Here is a 17,281-nt window from a genome sequence, read left to right on the forward strand (position 1 = left end):
TAATTTCCAGAACCAGTTTACCAACTAAAAGGCTCATCCTGAATCAGGATGGATTCGGTAGGGCAGCCTTCCATAGCATCTTGCATGTCATCATGCAGGATTTCAGGAACTTCGGCAATACCCTGATTATCGTCCAAGATGACGAAAGCGATCCCTTGATCGTCATAGTCATAAATCTCAGGACCTGTTGAACCGCATGCCCCGCACGCAATACAGGTTTCTTTATCAACCCACGTGTATTTAGCCATAGAAACAATCCTCCTACTTGACGGATAAATCTTTACCCCAAATATTCATGTCCTCATACTTATCCCAAATATTGCAATTCTTCGTTAATCTGCCTCCATATTCATATCCCAGCTGATGAAAGACTGCGTTCATGCCCATTGACAATGATCGCGCTAATGAATAAGAGCAATAAATATTTTTCCTGAACAATTCTTGTTCCAATGCGGAGATGAGCACCTTCATGAAACCATGCTTTCGATGTTGGGGAATCGTTGCACAGTCCGTTAATTCAGCATTATGATACATCTCATTCACTTCAGCGGATGCAGCACTCACGATGGTTCCTTCATATTCGATAACACTAAAGATCGTGCCTTCCTCCATCACTTTTTTGATATATCGCTCATCATTCATCGGTGTAGGATAGGTCTCAAAAATGGCACCATATAACTTCGCCAGCTCTTGTGCATCTTCAACCGTAGCAAACCGGAGGATATAATCCTCAGGTATTTGCTGAGATTCCATCACCCTAGGAATCCTACTTACATCTTGGATGACTTTATCTTCCTTGACCCAAAAGTCGCTTGTTCGCCTTTCATCCGTTAAATAGAAGGCCATGCAATAAGCATCATTCCCTTTGAAATACTTGCTCAATATGCCTTCCAGCATGAATCCTTGACCCAATGCCGCTGATAGCTCTTCATTTCTGGCTTTAAGTATCACTTTAGTGAAGCCCTGCTCCTTTGCGATGGCAAGGGCCCGATCGATCGCTTTTTTGATATTTCCCCGATAATCATCCATGCGTAAGCGCTGATTGGCATGATCATGATAGAGTTCCATCGTATAACAATCCCCAGTCTCCACTTGGGTGAAAAAAGGCAGCTTTTGAACTGGCATTATGTACCCCCCTTATTTAAAGAATTCGGGAGAAGAGATGCATATCATCCGCTTCTCCCGGCATTCTATTTCCAATTGAATAATTTTTTGATAGGTGCCTGAAGAAGCTGATCATACGTGAACTCATCAGGATATTCACTCACATCATATATAGATAAGGCTTCATCCACCTTTTGATTCATCGAATCAGACACATAGATTCCACACTCAGGACAGTTCACGGCTGGAACTTGAAGGACTTTTATAGAGCGTTTCCCGTCAGGCATGATCCAGTAACAATCCTTCTTTTCACTTTCTTCCACGTTCGGGGTGTTGCACCACAAGCAATCCATCTTCATTCCTCCTTGCCTTCAGATTTAACAGAGCCACTAACGGCCATGGCGTTCTTTTTTTCTTGTGCTAACCTTAATTTTTCCTTCATTTCATCCCGTTTATCACGGCGATCCTTCAAGGAAGCATGTTCATCTGTGCTTTCATACGATTTTCTCTTGTCAAGACGACGAAGGCCCTCTGGCACCAAATTAAATTTCTCGTCCGTCATCAGAGCTGAAATCCCGACGGCTTCTTTCCTATCCTCAGTACCATACACTTCATCAAAGTAAGCATCCGCACTGCCGGCAACATAATTCTTCGGCTCCGGATAGCTTGTGATAACTCCTTCAAAGTTCCGTAAAACGACTTTATCCGGACTTTGCGAAAGAAGGTAATTCGGAGTCAGGGCAATCTTTCCGCCTCCGCCAGGAGCATCCACCACAAAGGTCGGCACTGCATATCCTGATGTATGGCCGCGCAGCGCTTCAATGATTTCCAGTCCTTTTGAAACCGGCGCCCGGAAATGGCCAATCCCTTCAGATAGATCACATTGATAAATGTAATAAGGTCTTACCCTTGCTTTTACACAGTCATGCATAAGCTTTTTCATGATATGTACACTATCGTTGATTCCAGCCAGGATGACTGCCTGATTACCAAGCGGCACGCCTGCCATCGACAGCATATCACATGCTTTTTTCGCTTCATCCGTCAGTTCAAGTGAATGATTGAAATGCGTATTCAACCAAATCGGATGATACTTTTTCAGAATATTACATAAATTTTCTGTAATCCTCTGCGGGAAAACGACCGGTGCACGTGTTCCGATCCGAATGATTTCCACATGCGGGATGGCACGTAAGTTACTCAATACGTATTCAAGGATCTTATCATTGATAAGCAGGCCGTCTCCACCAGAGATCAGCACGTCCCTCACTTCAGGAGTGTTACGGATATATTCAATCGCCCCGTCAAGCTGCTTCTTGGGAACACCCATGCCAACCTGACCTGAAAAACGGCGTCGCGTACAATATCTGCAGTACATGGAGCATTGGTTCGTTACAAGGAATAGAACGCGATCCGGATATCGATGCGTCAATCCTGGAACAGGGGAATCCTCATCCTCATGCAGCGGATCCTCCAAATCATATCTAGTCTTGTTCATTTCTGCCGAAAGCGGTACCGACTGTAAACGAATCGGACAGCGAGGATCATCGGGATTCATCAATGAAGCATAATAAGGCGTAATGTTCAACGGAATCGTTTGAGTCGAAATCCGGACTCCTTCCTCTTCATCCGGTGTCAAGTTGACGACCTTTTTCAGATCATCCAGTGTTTTAATCGTATTGGTCAATTGCCAGATCCAATCATTCCACTGCTCTTCCGTTACATCCTTCCACAATTCGATATCATTATAATGCCTGCGTCCACCTAGGTATTCTTTATGTTTTACATCCATTCCCATCAAATTCATTTAAAATGCCCCCTTTATTGTAAGAACTTATATATATACTCTCGCAAGAATGATGCCAACATGAATAACAAGGAAAACGTAGGAAAAAGGGGGCAAACCGAGCTTAAAGTCGCAAGAAATTTTTCAATACGCATAATTTTTTGCAGCCAGATTCTTTGCACCAAGTAAAAAATCAAAAAAGAGGGTCTCTTTACACAAGAGCCCTCTTCGTTACAACATGATCAAGAAAGTGAAAAAACCTGCATTCACTTTGATTCCTTCGATCCTGCCGTATAAACTTTTTCAATGCCGTACTTGTTTAACTTATATTGCAGTCCCTGTCTTTTAATATTGAGGGCTTCTGCCGTTTTGCTGATATTTCCGTTATATTTCTCGAACATATTGATGATCATTTCCCTTTCCATTTCTTCAAGAACGACAGGTAAATCAATCTTGTTTTTCAATGGGGAAGGATGGCTCTGCGCATTTGCTACAGCATAATTTCCTGAAGGGAAAAGATAAGCAGGAAGATGATGTTCATCAATCATATCTTCCCCTGCGTCCATGACGTTAAAGGTCAACTCGATGGCATGTCCCAGTTCACGAATGTTTCCTGGCCATTGATATTGAAGAAGCCGCTGCATCGCCTTTTGACTGATCCCGCGCACTTCGGTAAAAAATGATTTGTTGAACTTTTGAATAAAGTGATCGACGATTTCCGGAATATCCGTTTTACGCTCCAAAAGAGAAGGCATTTGGATCGTCACGACATTCAGGCGGAAAAATAAATCCGAGCGAATGATTCCCCGCTCCAACGCCTCTTCTGGAGATATGTTCATCGCAGCAATGATCTTCACATTAACCTTCTGCTCCTTCGAACCTCCAACACGGCGCACCTCACCTTCCTGAAGCACTCGCAGTAATTTTGCCTGCAGACCGAGGTCGAGGCTATTCAGCTCATCAAGGAAAAGAGTTCCGCCATTTGCCTGTTCAAAAATGCCCATGCGATCCATAGCTCCGGTAAAAGCCCCTTTCGTCGTGCCGAACAACAGCCCCTCCATCAATTCCTTTGGAACAGCTGCACAGTTCTGCGCGATGAAAGGCTGATTTCGCTGAGCACTTACATTATGTATACTTTGCGCAACCAGTTCTTTCCCTGTCCCGGTAGGTCCATAAATCATGACTGGGGAATGGGTACGAGCCGCTTTTTTCGCCAATGAAATCGCTTGCTGAAAAGCATGGCTGTTACCAATCAAATCACTAAAATGATAGGTCGCCGTCCCTTCAGAGAACTTACTTTTCTTATGGGTCTCGGCCAGCTGGGAACGCAAATCGACAATTTGGTCGTACATATTCATGACCTTCGTAATATCCTTTGCGATTTCCACTGCCCCTATAATTTCACCATCCTCATACAAAGGATACGTACTATTAATCGACGTTATTTTTTTCTCCTTTAAATTGACATATGTTTGAATGGACTCAATCGTTTCATTGCCTTTTTCCAATGCTACATTCAGCGTACTGGATTCATCAGTCAATGAAGGATAAAGCTGAAAAATATTTTCCCCCAGCACATGTTCACGATCAAGCCCGTCGATATGTGCCATCATTTCATTGTAAAATACCGTGTCCCCATCTTTATTCACAATATGGACACCCACATTGATCACATTCAATATCCATTCAAATTGAGTGGAAAACTGATTTACTGAAGATTTCATTTCTTCATCTCCGTTCTCTGTCATCTGATAGAATCACCTGTAAATTATAGCATTTAATGGGAAACATTCATCTCTTTATTCTTATTAAAATCAAACTTCAATACAAAGGTAATAGAATAATAAGTTCAAAAAAAGGAATCTCGCATTATGCCAAGAAGATTATATTAGAAAATATAAAATTTAGGGGTGAGTCGGATTTCAGATCGAAGCAAAGAAACTAAAATAGAAATTAAACCGTGGGAAGATAAAGACCTTGAATTGCTTTTTCAACTAAATGCCCCAGAAATGATGGAACATCTTGGCGGACCAGAAAGTAATGAACAAATCATGAAACGCCATCAACGGTACCTACAGATTGGAGATAAGGGGTGCATGTTTAGCATCAACACGTTTCCAGAGACAGAGGCAGCCGGTTCCGTTGGCTACTGGCAAAAAGTGTGGAACGATGAAAATGTGTACGAAATCGGTTGGAGCGTCCTCCCTTCCTTTCAAGGAAAAGGAATCGCATCTCATGCCGTGAAGGCAATGATAGAGAAAATCAAAGCCGAACGAAAATACAAATACATTCACGCATTCCCTTCGATCAATAATTCTGCATCAAACGCAATTTGCCGCAAGCTTAAATTCAACCTCATCTCCGAATGTGAATTCGAATACCCGCCAGGAAGCTTTATGCGATGCAATGATTGGTGCTTGGAACTTGAATGAATTCTTTAGATGAATAGCGGATTTGTGAAGGAAGGATTATTCCGGGTTATGTCGAATCATGTTGGGTTTAGGTGAATTATTTCCCGGGAAAGTCGAATTATTCCCATGGCTGGACGGATGGCATCCTATCCGCCATCATTTCTCATTCACATTAGATGTTTAGTGATCTGATTCTCTATCAAGTAAGCAATTCATTCCATGTTTCTTGACCTGCAAGCTTATCAGCAGAAACCTTACATGCCTTTTGGTATTTGAATAATGCCGTCTCGGTATTTTTTCCGAATTCTCCATCAAGAGGCCCAGGGTTATATCCTTTCATATAGAGCGCTGCTTGCAGGATCCATGTGATATTGCAGCTAGCGCCTTTTTTTATGGTGACGGCTGCAGTCTTGGTTTTAGGTCCCCATTTTCCATCGACAACTAGCTTTTTATTGTATTGCTTATTCAGCTCCGTTTGTAAACCTTTTATAAGGGCCGATCGAGTTTTGGGACCATAAAACCCATCACCCTCAATATTCGTTTTATATCGGCTATTTAACGTTTTTTGTATCGAAATTATATGACTATCTCCTTTGCTGGTTTTCGGCATTTCCATTTTTTCTAGTTTGAAGGTAAGGTGCGGTTCTTTTCCTGCTTGTAACTGTGTAAAAGATAACCCGCCTGTCATCTCCAAGTGGGGATAATCCTTGAATGAACTCCAATCCCCGCCCCATTTAAAGCCTAAATCCTTACCTATGGCAGCCACGCGCTGCCACTTTGAATTAACTTTCCATATCACCCTCTTGCCATCATCACTCACAATGAAGAAATCAATGGCCAGTCCATAATTATGAAAAGATTGTCCTGGTTTAGCGTTCGTCACAATAGGTTTAGCAAGATTGCTATAGTTTTTTCCATTGTAGCTGTAAACTCGTCCTTGACCATAAAGCGCAGCTTGTTCTTCCAAAGAGCGATGGCCTGCACTTATCTGTACATTGATTCCTTTAGTATAAGCACGTTCCACCATTTCCAATGCTGATGCCTTCACCACAGGATTCATCCCTTTGCCCATCTTTTTCACTGATCGATCCAATAATGTTCGTAATGCTACCGTCAATGTAATCCCTCCTTTTAAGTTCCCATCAGGCTTTATATAAGCCTTTTTAATGGAAAAGTAGCATGGATGGAAAATTTTCATATTGCTGATTTTTAAACCAAATAAAAGAGACCACATTTTGCGGTCTCAGACTGTAGCCTACAGTTTTTGGAGGGGCTGTAAATTTCGAGTGTTTTCATCGGAACGTAAGGCACTCGCTTTCCGCGGGCGGTCCGGGAGCCTCCTCGGCACTCTTTGCGACTGCGGAGTCTTCCTTGGACACGCTTTTCCCGCAGGAGTCTCGCAACTTCCGTTTCAATCAACTTAGTTATAAAATTGGATAAAATCCCTTTGTTCTATAATCTGAAACGACATTTTTCGATCCTGCATAAACTCCCCCCTGTTAGAATCCCCCCAACTTATGACAGCCTTACGACAAAAAAAATAGACTGCTTCCGTTCGCCCATTTTGCGAATGAAAGTAGTCTATTAATGAATTATTTTATTAATCTCTTTAACTTACGCTCTAATTTCAATAGAGGGGCTTATTTTAAAGTCAGCCTCTGTTTTACTTTTCACTTCATCAAGTGTTACGCCATTTTGCAATTCAATCAATTCCATGCCAGCTTCTGTAAATTGAAAAACAGCCAGTTCGGTAATCAGGCAATGGACGACTTTTTCCCCCGTCAATGGCAATGTACAGCTCTTTTTCACTTTGGATTCCCCATGCTTGTTCACATGGTCCATTATGACAACAATTCGTTTTGCGCCTTGGACGAGATCCATCGCCCCTCCCATTCCTTTTACCATCTTCCCTGGAATCATCCAGTTTGCCAAGTCCCCATTCTCGGAAACTTCCATCCCGCCTAAAATGGCCAGGTCGATGTGGCCGCCGCGAATCATCGCGAACGACTCAGCGCTATCAAAAAATGATGCCCCCGATTTTGCCGTTACTGTTTCTTTTCCTGCATTAATCAAATCCGGATCGACTTCATCCTTTTGTGGATAAGGCCCGATTCCCAGTAAGCCATTTTCCGATTGAAGCATGACATTAAAGTCATTTGGAATCATGTTGGCAATCAAGGTCGGCATTCCAATCCCTAAATTCACACACATACCATCTTGGATTTCTTTAACGGCCCGTTCTAAAATTAGTTGTCTAGTCATTCGAATACTCCTCCTTTTTATGCGTTAGCAGTTGTAAGTTTTTCAATTCGTTTTTCATAGTCATTTCCTACAAGCACTTTCTGTACATAAACCCCTGAAGTATGAATTTCATCTGGATCGAGCTCTCCTGTGCCCACGAGCTCCTCCACTTCGACAAGCGTGACTTTCCCTGCTGTGGCAACGACAGGGTTAAAATTCCTTGCCGTTTTCCGATATACAAGATTACCGAAATGATCTGCTTTCCAGGCTTTTACAAAGGCAAAATCTCCGACTATTCCTTTTTCCATAATGTATGTGCGGCCATCAAACTCTTTATGTTCTTTACCTTTTGCGACTTCCGTTCCTACTCCTGTAGCTGTATAAAAGGCAGGAATTCCCGCTCCGCCCGCTCTTAAACGCTCGGCCAGCGTTCCTTGGGGAACTAGCTCGACCTCCAGCTCGCCACTTAAAAATTGCTGTTCAAATAACTTATTTTCCCCTACATAAGAAGCGATCATTTTTTTGATTTGTTTATTTTCAAGCAAAAGACCTAGACCCCAATCGTCAACTCCACAATTGTTGCTGACAATCGTCAAATCCTTCACACCTTTGTTACGCAAAGCAAAGATTAGTTTTTCTGGTATTCCGCTTAATCCGAATCCGCCAACGATAATGGTTGCTCCATCCTCGATTTGTTGAATAGCGCTATCAAAAGATGTTAATAATTTACTCATTTTCCATCATCTCCATTCTTAATACTATTCTATTAAATAAACAGTGAAGTTGCAAAAGCAATGATGAACACGGTCACTGTTTTCAAAACCGTAATCGCAAAGATATCCTTGTAAGATTGACGATGTGTCAGTCCAGTAATGGCAAGCAAGGTAATGACGGCACCATTATGAGGCAGCGTATCCATTCCGCCAGATGCCATGGATGCAATTCGATGAAGCATTTCCGGGGTGATTCCGACACTTTGAGCCACCTGCAAATAGTGACTTCCCATTACTTCTAACGCAATCGAAAGTCCACCTGACGCGGATCCGGTAATCCCTGCCAGCACATTGACGGCGATAGCTTCGGATACGAGTGGATTGCCGCTTGCATCGAACACCCAGTTTTGAATGACCGAGAATCCAGGAAGAGTTTTCACCACATTCCCGAAACCAACTTCAGATGCAGTATTGAATATGGCAAGCAATGATCCCATTGCCGCAGCTGTTAATCCACTTGCCAATTTGACCTTGATACGTCCAACATTCAGAAGCATCGCTGCAATAATACCGATTGTCAATGCAACAATCAAAGACCATGATGAAGTGACTGTGCTTACATCGGCAATGTTGAAAGTTTCCTTCAACATCGATGCATCATACCAGTGCTTAACCGAAATGGCACTCCGGCTGAAAGCAAAATTAAACGCTACGACAAGGATGAGCGGTACGATGGACAGCCAAAAGTTAGGCAGGTTTTGCTGTTCTGCACTTTCTGGTTCATTAATATGTCCTTCCCCGTAGCCTTCACCATTTGCCAACGCTTGTTTACGGCGACGCTCTAACCAGAGCATTCCTCCAGTGAATACCATGATCGCGCCAATAATCCCCATTATTGGAGCTGCATAGGTATCAGTTCCGAAATAATTCGTTGGAATGATATTTTGAATCTGAGGTGTTCCAGGAAGGGCATCCATCGTATAAGTGAAAGCGCCTAATGCTATCGTTCCTGGCAATAATCTTTTTGGAATGTCTGCCTCTTTAAAAATTGCCGCTGCAAATGGATAAACGGCGAATGCCACTACAAACAATGAAACCCCGCCGTATGTCAGCGCCGAACACGCCAGCACCACAGCAAGAATGGCCTGCTTTGAGCCTAGTGATTTTACGATGGTCTTGGCAATGGATGCAGCTGCACCGCTCATCTCCATGACTTTTCCAAATACGGCCCCTAATAAAAATATCGGAAAAAACGCTTTTATATAGTTAGCCGCAAACGTCATATATGTCTCTGTATAACTCGGCAGCAAATGCCCACCGGATAGAATGACCGCCAATAAAGTAACAATCGGCGCTATGATAATGACCGGATAGCCCCGGTAGGCTAAAAAGATTAAAAGTCCCAGCGCCACAACAATGGCTAAAATTTGAATCACCAACTCAATTCCCCCTTTTCTCCCCTTGCCCCAAAATAATTTCGGAAGCCCTTAAGTAAAACTATTAATCTCCTAAATTCCATATTTTCAATTATTCCGCTTTTGCCATCCAAGCCTGCCTTCCCCAAGTCAAGCTGAATGATCTTCCTCAGTGGTTTCCAATTATTGAGAACGCTTTCAACAATCTGCTGAATTACGAAATCCCCTTTCATTTTACGTGGAAACACAATATAAAATGACAGATAGGCCATCCACTAAAGTAATTATGCAATTATTGTGCCAACTTAAGTACAATGAAAAATCACATCTTTTAATACCTTTTCAAACATTTTATTTCCCTTTTTATAAATAAAATCCCTTAAAACTGTCAAGGTTTCAGTACACATACGTATAAACTTCAAAAAAGTGTAAACCTTTTCTTACACCATTTATATTTCCTTTCATTTTATGTACGGATCTCCTAACACTCCCGAATATTTGCTAGTGAAAAATATGCACTAATGTACCTACTGTTTTTTTTGGAGGGGCTGTTTAAACGTTCACTTCAAGTACTCGCTTTCCGCGGGCGGTCCCGGGAGCCTCCTCGGCTTGCGCCTGCGGGGTCTCCCTAGACGCGCATTTCCCGCAGGAGTCTCGAACACCCGCTCCAATCTACTGGACTGTTTTTTATAGAAAAAACTGTAGGTTGGTCTCATCCTGAACCATGATTAAGACTAGGTTACTTCATTGTTTTTTTATAAACCCCTCATTGGATTGAAGAAATTTGCGACACTCCTGCCGAAAAACTGGCTTGCCGGGACCCGGAGGCGCTTGCTTTGATGAGGCTTGGCAGACAGTTGGCGGAAAGGGAGCGGATTTCTGAAAACACCTGAAACGTTTTTAAAATAAAAAAACTGCAGGCAAACTCGATATTCTTCGAATTTGTCTACAGTCTGAACCCTTTGGCAAAAGGGTACTTTCTATATTCATAAACTATATTTATTCATTTTTTCATACAGTGTTGTTCGACTCACTCCGAGTCTCTTTGCCGTTTCCGATTTATTACCAGAAGTCATTTCCAAACATGAAACTATTGCAGCCCGTTCGGTCTCGTCCATTACTTCAGCTAAAGTGCGGATCGATACTGATTCTTTATGACCCGTTATTTCTTTAGGGAGATGCTTGGAACGTATCATTTCCCCTTCTTCAACAATATTCATTGCGCGTTCAATGATATTCTCCAACTCACGGATATTACCCGGCCATTTATAAAGACGCAACAGCCGTAAAGCTTGTTCACTCATACCCGTTACGCGTTTTTTCATGAGGTTCTGGTACTTTTCAACAAAATGATTTACCAGTATTTCAATGTCCTCCGGTCGCTCCCTCAAGGAAGGAACCTGGATTTGCAAGACCTTCAACCGGTAATACATATCAAGTCGGAATTCCCCTTTCGAGACCATTTCCTCCAGATTACGGTTCGTTGCAGCGATTACCCGTACATCAATCGGAATGCTTCCCGTCGAACCGACCCTCTCGATCTCTTTTTCTTGTAAAACACGGAGCAGCTTCACCTGCATATGCAGTGGCAGCTCACCGATTTCATCGAGAAAAATCGTTCCGCCTTCAGCCGCTTCGAACTTACCTGCTTTTCCGCCTTTTTTTGCACCAGTGAAAGAACCCTCTTCATAGCCAAATAGCTCTGACTCCAGCAGCTCTGCCGGGATGGCGGCACAGTTCACTTTGACAAACACACCCATGGCCCTTCTGCTGTCATTATGAATGGAATGGGCAAACAGCTCCTTACCTGTTCCGCTTTCGCCCAAAATCAACACATTCGAGTCGCTTTTAGCGGCAATTTTGGCTTGACCTTTTACTTCCATGAAAGCAGTGCTTCTCCCCATCAAATGATCAAACGTATATGAGGCCTTATTTCTCTCGCGAAAATCACCTTTGTACTTTTTCAGCTCTACTTCAAGTGAATTTATCCGTTTGGAAAGAGCGGTAAATTGCCCGACATTCTTAAAAAGAATCTTTCCGACCGCCCCTATTAATTTACCTTGTTTCCTTATCGGGGAGCGGGTCGCAATTATATAATTATCTTTAATTTTTTGTAATTCAGCGACCTCTTGCTTGCCAGTTTTGGCGACCACATGCATACGGGTGTTTTCAATGACCTCCGTTACATGTTTCCCTATGGAGCTTTCCTGATCGACGCCAAGAAAATCCGCATAAGCGTGACTCAGCATTTGGACATACCCTTCCGTATCGACCATCACCAAGCCGTCATAGGCAAATTCGATAATATCCTTAAACAGAAGTTCTTCATGATTATCGATATTAAGAAAATCACTTTTATTATTTGTAAATAACAGGAGATAAATCTGATACTCCTCATCACCCATTTGAATGATGGCTTTTCTGACAATTCCATTATTATCATTCAAACGGATCGGAGTATTTACAGCTGGCACAAGATTTTTTTCAATAATCAAATTTATTTGCAGATCAAATTCATTCTCAGCAAAAGCCTCGGATAATACGCGATTGCAGAGAACGATTTCTGTTTCGTTTTTCGATACCAAAACACCGAAAGGCAATTCTTCCAATATCGCTTTCACTAATTCCAATTGAATAGTTTTATTATCGCTGGCCATTCCTATTCTCCTTAACCCGTCTGAAGTTTCCTCCATTATATCATAGGAAAATGAGGCCAAGTCATTACCGTTCCACAATCAGCGCAGTTCCCTGTCCGCCACCGATACATAATGTGGCAAGTCCGGTTTTTGCAGCCCTGCGCTTCATTTCATACAATAAAGTCACTAAGATGCGGGCACCGGAAGCACCTACCGGATGACCCAGGGCAATAGCACCGCCATTTACATTCACTTTCTCCGGCTTCAGTTCAAGGTCTTTAAGCACGGCTAGTGATTGGGCCGCAAAGGCTTCATTCACTTCCATCAAATCAAGATCATCTATTGTCAATCCCGCTTTTGCCAAAGCTTTTCTTGTCGCAGGCACTGGACCGTATCCCATGATTTTCGGATCAAGCGCGGCGTTTGCATATGACTTAATGGTTGCTAATGCTTCCAGTCCCAGTTCGTCCGCTTTCTCTTTAGACATCAGGACTAACATCGCACCCCCATCATTGATTCCGGATGCATTTCCTGCCGTAACCGTTCCATTTTCCTTAAAAGCAGGACGCAGCTTCGCTAGCTGGCCGATCGTCAGCCCATGACGCGGGTGTTCATCTTGGTCCACCAAGACCGCCTTTCCTCTGCGTTTATATTCAACAGGTACGATTTCATCTGCAAATCTTCCTTCAAGCTGTGCCTTTTCAGCCTTCAGTTGGCTATCTAAAGCAAATTCATCCTGCTTTTCACGGCTGATTTCCCACTGCTCGGCGATATTCTCCGCAGTCACGCCCATATGATATTGATTAAAAACATCCGTTAAGGCGTCATATGTCATGGAATCGACTGCTTCGGCATTACCCATTTTCTGTCCAAAACGATAATTTGGAAGTAAATATGGAGCATTGCTCATGCTTTCAATCCCCCCGGCAAGAATCACATCAGCATCACCAAGGGCAATGAATTGCGCTCCCATTATTACCGTACGGAGGCCAGATCCGCAAAGTTTATTAATGGCCATGGCCGGCGTTGTTTCCGGAATCCCTGCATGAATCGCAACCTGACGTGCCACATTTTGCCCTAATCCAGCAGATAGAATATTCCCTACCAATACCTCATCGATCATGTCAGCCGAGATATTTGCCCGCTTAATCGCTTCCTTGGCGGCCACAACTCCCAAGTCAACCGCCGACACATTGGCAAGACTGCCTCCAAACGCACCAACTGGTGTTCTTGCTGCCCCTACAATCACTACTTCTCTCATAATACTTCCTCCTTCTCCATTTTTAATTTTCCTAGTTTAATAAAATTACGGTCCCTCTCATTGATTTTCTGGGAAACGGCAGATCCTTCATACGTAAAAATCCCTTCTCCCGACTTCGTCCCAAGCTTTCCCTTAGCCACCAAATCACGAATCAAATCAGGGGCTTCCTTACTTTGATCCAATACCGGTGAAACATTATCAAAAACGCGCTGCCATGTATCCAGTCCGCCAAAATCAGCAATCTCGATCGGCCCAGTAAATGCCCATCGAAAACCTGGTCCAGCCGTTATCGCCGTATCGATATCCTCAGCATCGGCAACGCCCTCTTTCAATAGATAAAAGGCTTCGCGCATCAAGGCAGTCTGAAGACGATTGGCGATGAATCCTGCTATTTCTTTTTTCAAGAGAATCGGAGACTTGCCGATTTTACGCATTAAATCCATTGTTGTCTTGACGATTTCGGGCTTTGTTTCGTCATGCTTAACAATTTCAACCAACGGAACCAAATGGCCAGGATTAAAGAAATGCGTGATGACCATTCTGTCCGCAAACGAGGCCTTCTCCATCAATTGAGAAATCGGAAAGGTCGATGTATTTGAAGCAACAATGGCATCCGGTTTGATTATTTCCTCCATTTGCTGATATAGATTTAACTTCAGCTCGAGGACTTCCGGAATCGCCTCAATGATAAAGTCAGCATCCCTTACAGCCCCTTCCAAATCTACGCTATACGTAATATTCGCTAAAGCACCTTGCTTTTCCTGATCAGTCAAGGTCCCTTCCTCAATGAGCAGTGATAGATTCTCAGAAATTCGATTTTGGGCATGGTATAGCAACTCTTCCTTTATATCGTTAATGGTGACGAAATATCCGCTAACTGCAAAAGACTGAGCGATCCCGCTCCCCATTACACCTGAACCGATAATGGCTATTTTTTTAATCATCCAGCTTCCCCTTTCCGTTTCAATTACCTATATTTACTCACCTTTTTATCTATGCAATATTTATGCCAACGATAGGGGGAAATAAAATTCTTTTTTTATCTTGAAAATCATGATAGACTCTTACTCATTAACCTAAACCATATTTTTATAACCTTCCCTTTATATTTCCAATGGAGTTTACCTTGTGAAATATTCCCTATTTACGACATAAAATGACAGACCTGGACCATTACATTTTTTATTGGAGGAATGTAATATGGTTAAAGATAAAGTGGCGATAATTACCGGATCTGCTAGAGGAATCGGTTTTGAGATTGGAAAGATATTCGCTGAAAATGGCGCAAAGGTCGTTTTGTCCGACCTTGACCAAAACACAGTTGAAAAAGCTGCTTTAGACCTAAGGAACAAAGGCTTGGAAGTTATCGGCTTAAAAGCAGACGTAACAAGTGAAGAAGATATTATCCAACTAATCAAACAAGCTAAAGACAAATACGGACGAATAGATATTTTCATCAATAACGCCGGCCTTCAGCATGTTGCTCCTATCGAGGAGTTTCCAACTGAAAAATTCGAACTGATGATCAAAATCATGCTGACCGCGCCATTCATTTCAATTAAGAACGTTTTGCCGATCATGAAAGAACAAGGCTTCGGCAGAATCATCAACATCTCTTCCATTAACGGCCTGATTGGATTTGCCAACAAAGCAGCGTACAATAGTGCCAAACACGGTGTAATCGGATTAACGAAAGTCGCCGCCTTGGAAAGCGCCTCTTTTGGCATTACCGTCAATGCCCTTTGCCCAGGATACGTAGACACACCTCTCGTCCGCGGTCAATTGGAGGATCTGGCGAAAACAAGACAAGTCCCGCTAGAAAGCGTTTTGGAAGAGGTCATCTATCCACTTGTCCCACAAAACCGCTTACTCGATGTAAGTGAAATTGCCGACTACGCCATTTTCCTCGCAAGCGACAAAGCACGGGGCATCACAGGCCAGGCAGTCGTGTTAGATGGCGGATATACAGCTCAATAAGTGGAAAATGCATCTGCAATAAACCCCGAATAAATGACACCAAAAAGGTGCTCTGTATTCGGGGTTTTCTGTCTTCTTAGAAATGTGGAAAAATTTGGTGGTGCAAAGATTTCGCACATGTTACAGTAATATAGGGATAATTCCCATTTCACAAATATAAAAGGAGGCCTCGTCATGATTATTAAGTGGGTTAGACTGCGATAATTAAAAGCGCAGGCCAATCATCATGCTCCGGAAAGAATTTATTGATCTGCGCCATGGTAGCGGCTATTAGATAATATTTAATACGGAGGTAAAAAACATGAGTGAACAGATACTGAAAATAAATAAAGTGGATATATGTACAGAAAGTTTTGGAAACCGTAAGGACCCTGCTGTGCTTTTGATCATGGGAGCGATGTCTTCATTAGACTGGTGGGATGATGACTTCTGTCTCCGCCTCGCTGATTCAGGGAGGTTTGTCATTCGGTACGATCATCGGGATCTCGGACGATCGGTCAGTTATGAACCCGGTACCTCCAACTATACAATAACGGACATGGCTGACGATGCCGCGGGTGTCCTGGACGCTTATTCCATAGAGCGGGCGTCTATCGTCGGGATGTCCCTAGGCGGTATGATCGGCCAGATTCTTGCATTAAGATATCCGGAACGCGTAACTACGCTTACGCTAATTGCATCAAGTGTGTTCGGGACTGTAATGGAAAAACTGCCTCCAATGGACCAAAGCATATTGGATCATCATGCGAAGAGTGCTTTCATGGATTGGACAAATCGGGAGGCGGTCATCGCTTTTCTTGCGGATGGATGGAAAACTTTAGCCGGTTCCAAACCTTATGAGCAGGAAAGAATGTATAAACTGGCAAAAAGAGAGGCGGACCGCGCCAAACAACTACCGAGCAGATTTAATCATGCTTTGCTTGCTGGCGGAGACGAATATTTTGATAGAATGGGTGAGATATCCGTTCCTGTCCTCATTATTCATGGCACAGAAGATCCAGCCTTGCCATACGAGCACGGACTTGCCCTTGCAAAAGCCATCCCTCATGCAGAATTAGTGACTCTTGATGGATCGGGACATGAGATTCATAGTGAAGATTGGGATGAAATTATCGATTCAATCATTAAGCTAACTTCGCGATAAATTAGTCATAAAAGAAGCCGACCAATAAAGGTCGGCTTTTTTTATATACTATTTAGCAGTAACCGCCATATCCTTGTACGGGGCCGCCGCCGTAACCTCCGCCGTAACCTCCGCCGAAACAAGAAGCTCCAACGATGATTAAGAGTATAAACAAAACGACTATAAAAGCGAAGCCGCCACCAAATCCACCAATATCATTACAACAACTTGATTCATGACCACAACTTGACAATAGAAACATCTCCTTATTCGTTTTAGGAGGAAAAAATTAAATGGGTTAATTCATGTTATGTTCTAATTAGGATAATGACACAAAAATCACCGGAATTTTTTTATCAACCCCACTAGACCATTTGGGAATCCAATTATCTCGTTCAAAAATATCGCCGATCCATGAACCAACTTGACGTTCCCAGTTTCGGCTGAAGAAGGAACAGGGTTAGCTACTATATTACGTAGTTCGAAAACACTTCGGCTGTCTTGCTCCCCTGGTATTTTAGTGACATAAAAAAAGGCTGCCTCAAAACTTGCCTTATTGAAGTAAACCAGCTAATAGGATGTCAATATCTTTCTCTAAAATTTTCATTTCCCTT

The 17,281-nt window shown here is 42.8% G+C and carries 15 protein-coding genes and 1 pseudogene; 3 read left to right on the forward strand and 13 right to left on the reverse strand.

Annotated features, from left to right (window positions below):
• Positions 1-17: 17 nt before the first annotated feature.
• The 5 genes from FNK51_RS20920 to FNK51_RS20940 form a co-directional block, all read right to left on the reverse strand.
• Positions 18-248, reverse strand: a complete 231-nt coding sequence (locus FNK51_RS20920) for a ferredoxin (protein ID WP_061464616.1) — start codon at positions 246-248, stop codon at positions 18-20.
• Positions 249-261: 13 nt separating this feature from the next.
• Positions 262-1,125, reverse strand: coding sequence for a putative beta-lysine N-acetyltransferase (gene ablB / locus FNK51_RS20925; protein WP_141994550.1), 864 nt, complete (start codon positions 1,123-1,125; stop codon positions 262-264).
• A 65-nt stretch (positions 1,126-1,190) separates the two neighbouring features.
• Positions 1,191-1,457: a YokU family protein gene (locus FNK51_RS20930; RefSeq protein ID WP_158226085.1), complete on the reverse strand. Its 267-nt coding sequence runs from the start codon at positions 1,455-1,457 to the stop codon at positions 1,191-1,193.
• Positions 1,458-1,459: 2 nt separating this feature from the next.
• Positions 1,460-2,896, reverse strand: coding sequence for a lysine 2,3-aminomutase (kamA, locus tag FNK51_RS20935; RefSeq protein ID WP_141994563.1), 1,437 nt, complete (start codon positions 2,894-2,896; stop codon positions 1,460-1,462).
• A 260-nt stretch (positions 2,897-3,156) separates the two neighbouring features.
• Positions 3,157-4,638, reverse strand: coding sequence for a sigma-54 interaction domain-containing protein (locus FNK51_RS20940; RefSeq protein WP_286178806.1), 1,482 nt, complete (start codon positions 4,636-4,638; stop codon positions 3,157-3,159).
• Between the two features lie 171 nt (positions 4,639-4,809).
• On the opposite strand from FNK51_RS20940, the gene FNK51_RS20945 reads away from it, so the two are divergent.
• Positions 4,810-5,322 (forward strand): GNAT family N-acetyltransferase, encoded by a 513-nt coding sequence (locus FNK51_RS20945; protein ID WP_483296135.1) that lies wholly within the window; start codon positions 4,810-4,812, stop codon positions 5,320-5,322.
• 178 nt (positions 5,323-5,500) lie between these two features.
• On the opposite strand, the gene FNK51_RS20950 is transcribed toward FNK51_RS20945, so the two are convergent.
• From FNK51_RS20950 to FNK51_RS20980, 7 genes are all read right to left on the reverse strand, one after another.
• Positions 5,501-6,418: a peptidoglycan-binding protein gene (locus FNK51_RS20950; RefSeq protein ID WP_286178807.1), complete on the reverse strand. Its 918-nt coding sequence runs from the start codon at positions 6,416-6,418 to the stop codon at positions 5,501-5,503.
• 497 nt (positions 6,419-6,915) lie between these two features.
• A complete protein-coding gene (locus FNK51_RS20955) occupies positions 6,916-7,563 on the reverse strand; it encodes a 3-oxoacid CoA-transferase subunit B (RefSeq protein WP_185150873.1) in 648 nt (215 codons plus the stop codon).
• Positions 7,564-7,580: 17 nt separating this feature from the next.
• A complete protein-coding gene (locus tag FNK51_RS20960; RefSeq protein WP_141994553.1) occupies positions 7,581-8,276 on the reverse strand; it encodes a CoA transferase subunit A in 696 nt (231 codons plus the stop codon).
• A 32-nt stretch (positions 8,277-8,308) separates the two neighbouring features.
• Positions 8,309-9,694, reverse strand: coding sequence for a GntP family permease (locus FNK51_RS20965; RefSeq protein WP_098372478.1), 1,386 nt, complete (start codon positions 9,692-9,694; stop codon positions 8,309-8,311).
• Between the two features lie 962 nt (positions 9,695-10,656).
• Positions 10,657-12,327 carry a sigma-54 interaction domain-containing protein gene (locus FNK51_RS20970; protein ID WP_141994554.1) on the reverse strand — a complete coding sequence of 557 codons (1,671 nt, stop codon included), beginning with the start codon at positions 12,325-12,327 and terminating at the stop codon, positions 10,657-10,659.
• Positions 12,328-12,391: 64 nt separating this feature from the next.
• Entirely contained in the window at positions 12,392-13,567 is a 1,176-nt protein-coding gene (locus tag FNK51_RS20975; RefSeq protein WP_141994555.1) for an acetyl-CoA C-acetyltransferase, read from the reverse strand.
• The gene (locus FNK51_RS20980; protein WP_141994556.1) at positions 13,564-14,511 is read right to left on the reverse strand and encodes a 3-hydroxyacyl-CoA dehydrogenase family protein; all 948 of its coding nucleotides are present in this window, start codon (positions 14,509-14,511) and stop codon (positions 13,564-13,566) included. The genes FNK51_RS20975 and FNK51_RS20980 overlap by 4 nt, the downstream gene beginning before the upstream one ends.
• A 256-nt stretch (positions 14,512-14,767) precedes the next feature.
• On the opposite strand from FNK51_RS20980, the gene FNK51_RS20985 reads away from it, so the two are divergent.
• Together FNK51_RS20985 and mleCBF are read left to right on the forward strand one after the other, a co-directional pair.
• Positions 14,768-15,544: a 3-hydroxybutyrate dehydrogenase gene (locus FNK51_RS20985; protein ID WP_061464627.1), complete on the forward strand. Its 777-nt coding sequence runs from the start codon at positions 14,768-14,770 to the stop codon at positions 15,542-15,544.
• A 301-nt stretch (positions 15,545-15,845) separates the two neighbouring features.
• Positions 15,846-16,688: a CBF family alpha/beta fold macrolide esterase gene (gene mleCBF / locus FNK51_RS20990; protein ID WP_141994557.1), complete on the forward strand. Its 843-nt coding sequence runs from the start codon at positions 15,846-15,848 to the stop codon at positions 16,686-16,688.
• 109 nt (positions 16,689-16,797) lie between these two features.
• Here the strand turns inward: mleCBF and FNK51_RS27805 are convergent.
• A pseudogene (locus tag FNK51_RS27805) lies at positions 16,798-16,929 on the reverse strand (YjcZ family sporulation protein); the annotation flags it as partial.
• Between the last annotated feature and the right edge of the window lie 352 nt (positions 16,930-17,281).

The organism is Bacillus sp. B4EP4a (genome assembly GCF_006680105.1).
Lineage (GTDB): Bacteria > Bacillota > Bacilli > Bacillales > DSM-1321 > Peribacillus > Peribacillus simplex_E.

Bases quoted from the DNA above. Each gene is read 5' to 3' on its own strand.
- FNK51_RS20920 (WP_061464616.1), bottom strand. From the start codon at position 248: ATGGCTAAATACACGTGGGTTGATAAAGAAACCTGTATTGCGTGCGGG.
- ablB (WP_141994550.1), bottom strand. From the start codon at position 1,125: ATGCCAGTTCAAAAGCTGCCTTTTTTCACCCAAGTGGAGACTGGGGAT.
- FNK51_RS20930 (WP_158226085.1), bottom strand. From the start codon at position 1,457: ATGGATTGCTTGTGGTGCAACACCCCGAACGTGGAAGAAAGTGAAAAG.
- kamA (WP_141994563.1), bottom strand. From the start codon at position 2,896: ATGGATGTAAAACATAAAGAATACCTAGGTGGACGCAGGCATTATAAT.
- FNK51_RS20940 (WP_286178806.1), bottom strand. From the start codon at position 4,638: ATGACAGAGAACGGAGATGAAGAAATGAAATCTTCAGTAAATCAGTTT.
- FNK51_RS20955 (WP_185150873.1), bottom strand. From the start codon at position 7,563: ATGACTAGACAACTAATTTTAGAACGGGCCGTTAAAGAAATCCAAGAT.
- FNK51_RS20960 (WP_141994553.1), bottom strand. From the start codon at position 8,276: ATGAGTAAATTATTAACATCTTTTGATAGCGCTATTCAACAAATCGAG.
- FNK51_RS20970 (WP_141994554.1), bottom strand. From the start codon at position 12,327: ATGGCCAGCGATAATAAAACTATTCAATTGGAATTAGTGAAAGCGATA.
- FNK51_RS20975 (WP_141994555.1), bottom strand. From the start codon at position 13,567: ATGAGAGAAGTAGTGATTGTAGGGGCAGCAAGAACACCAGTTGGTGCG.
- FNK51_RS20980 (WP_141994556.1), bottom strand. From the start codon at position 14,511: ATGATTAAAAAAATAGCCATTATCGGTTCAGGTGTAATGGGGAGCGGG.
- FNK51_RS20985 (WP_061464627.1), top strand. From the start codon at position 14,768: ATGGTTAAAGATAAAGTGGCGATAATTACCGGATCTGCTAGAGGAATC.
- mleCBF (WP_141994557.1), top strand. From the start codon at position 15,846: ATGAGTGAACAGATACTGAAAATAAATAAAGTGGATATATGTACAGAA.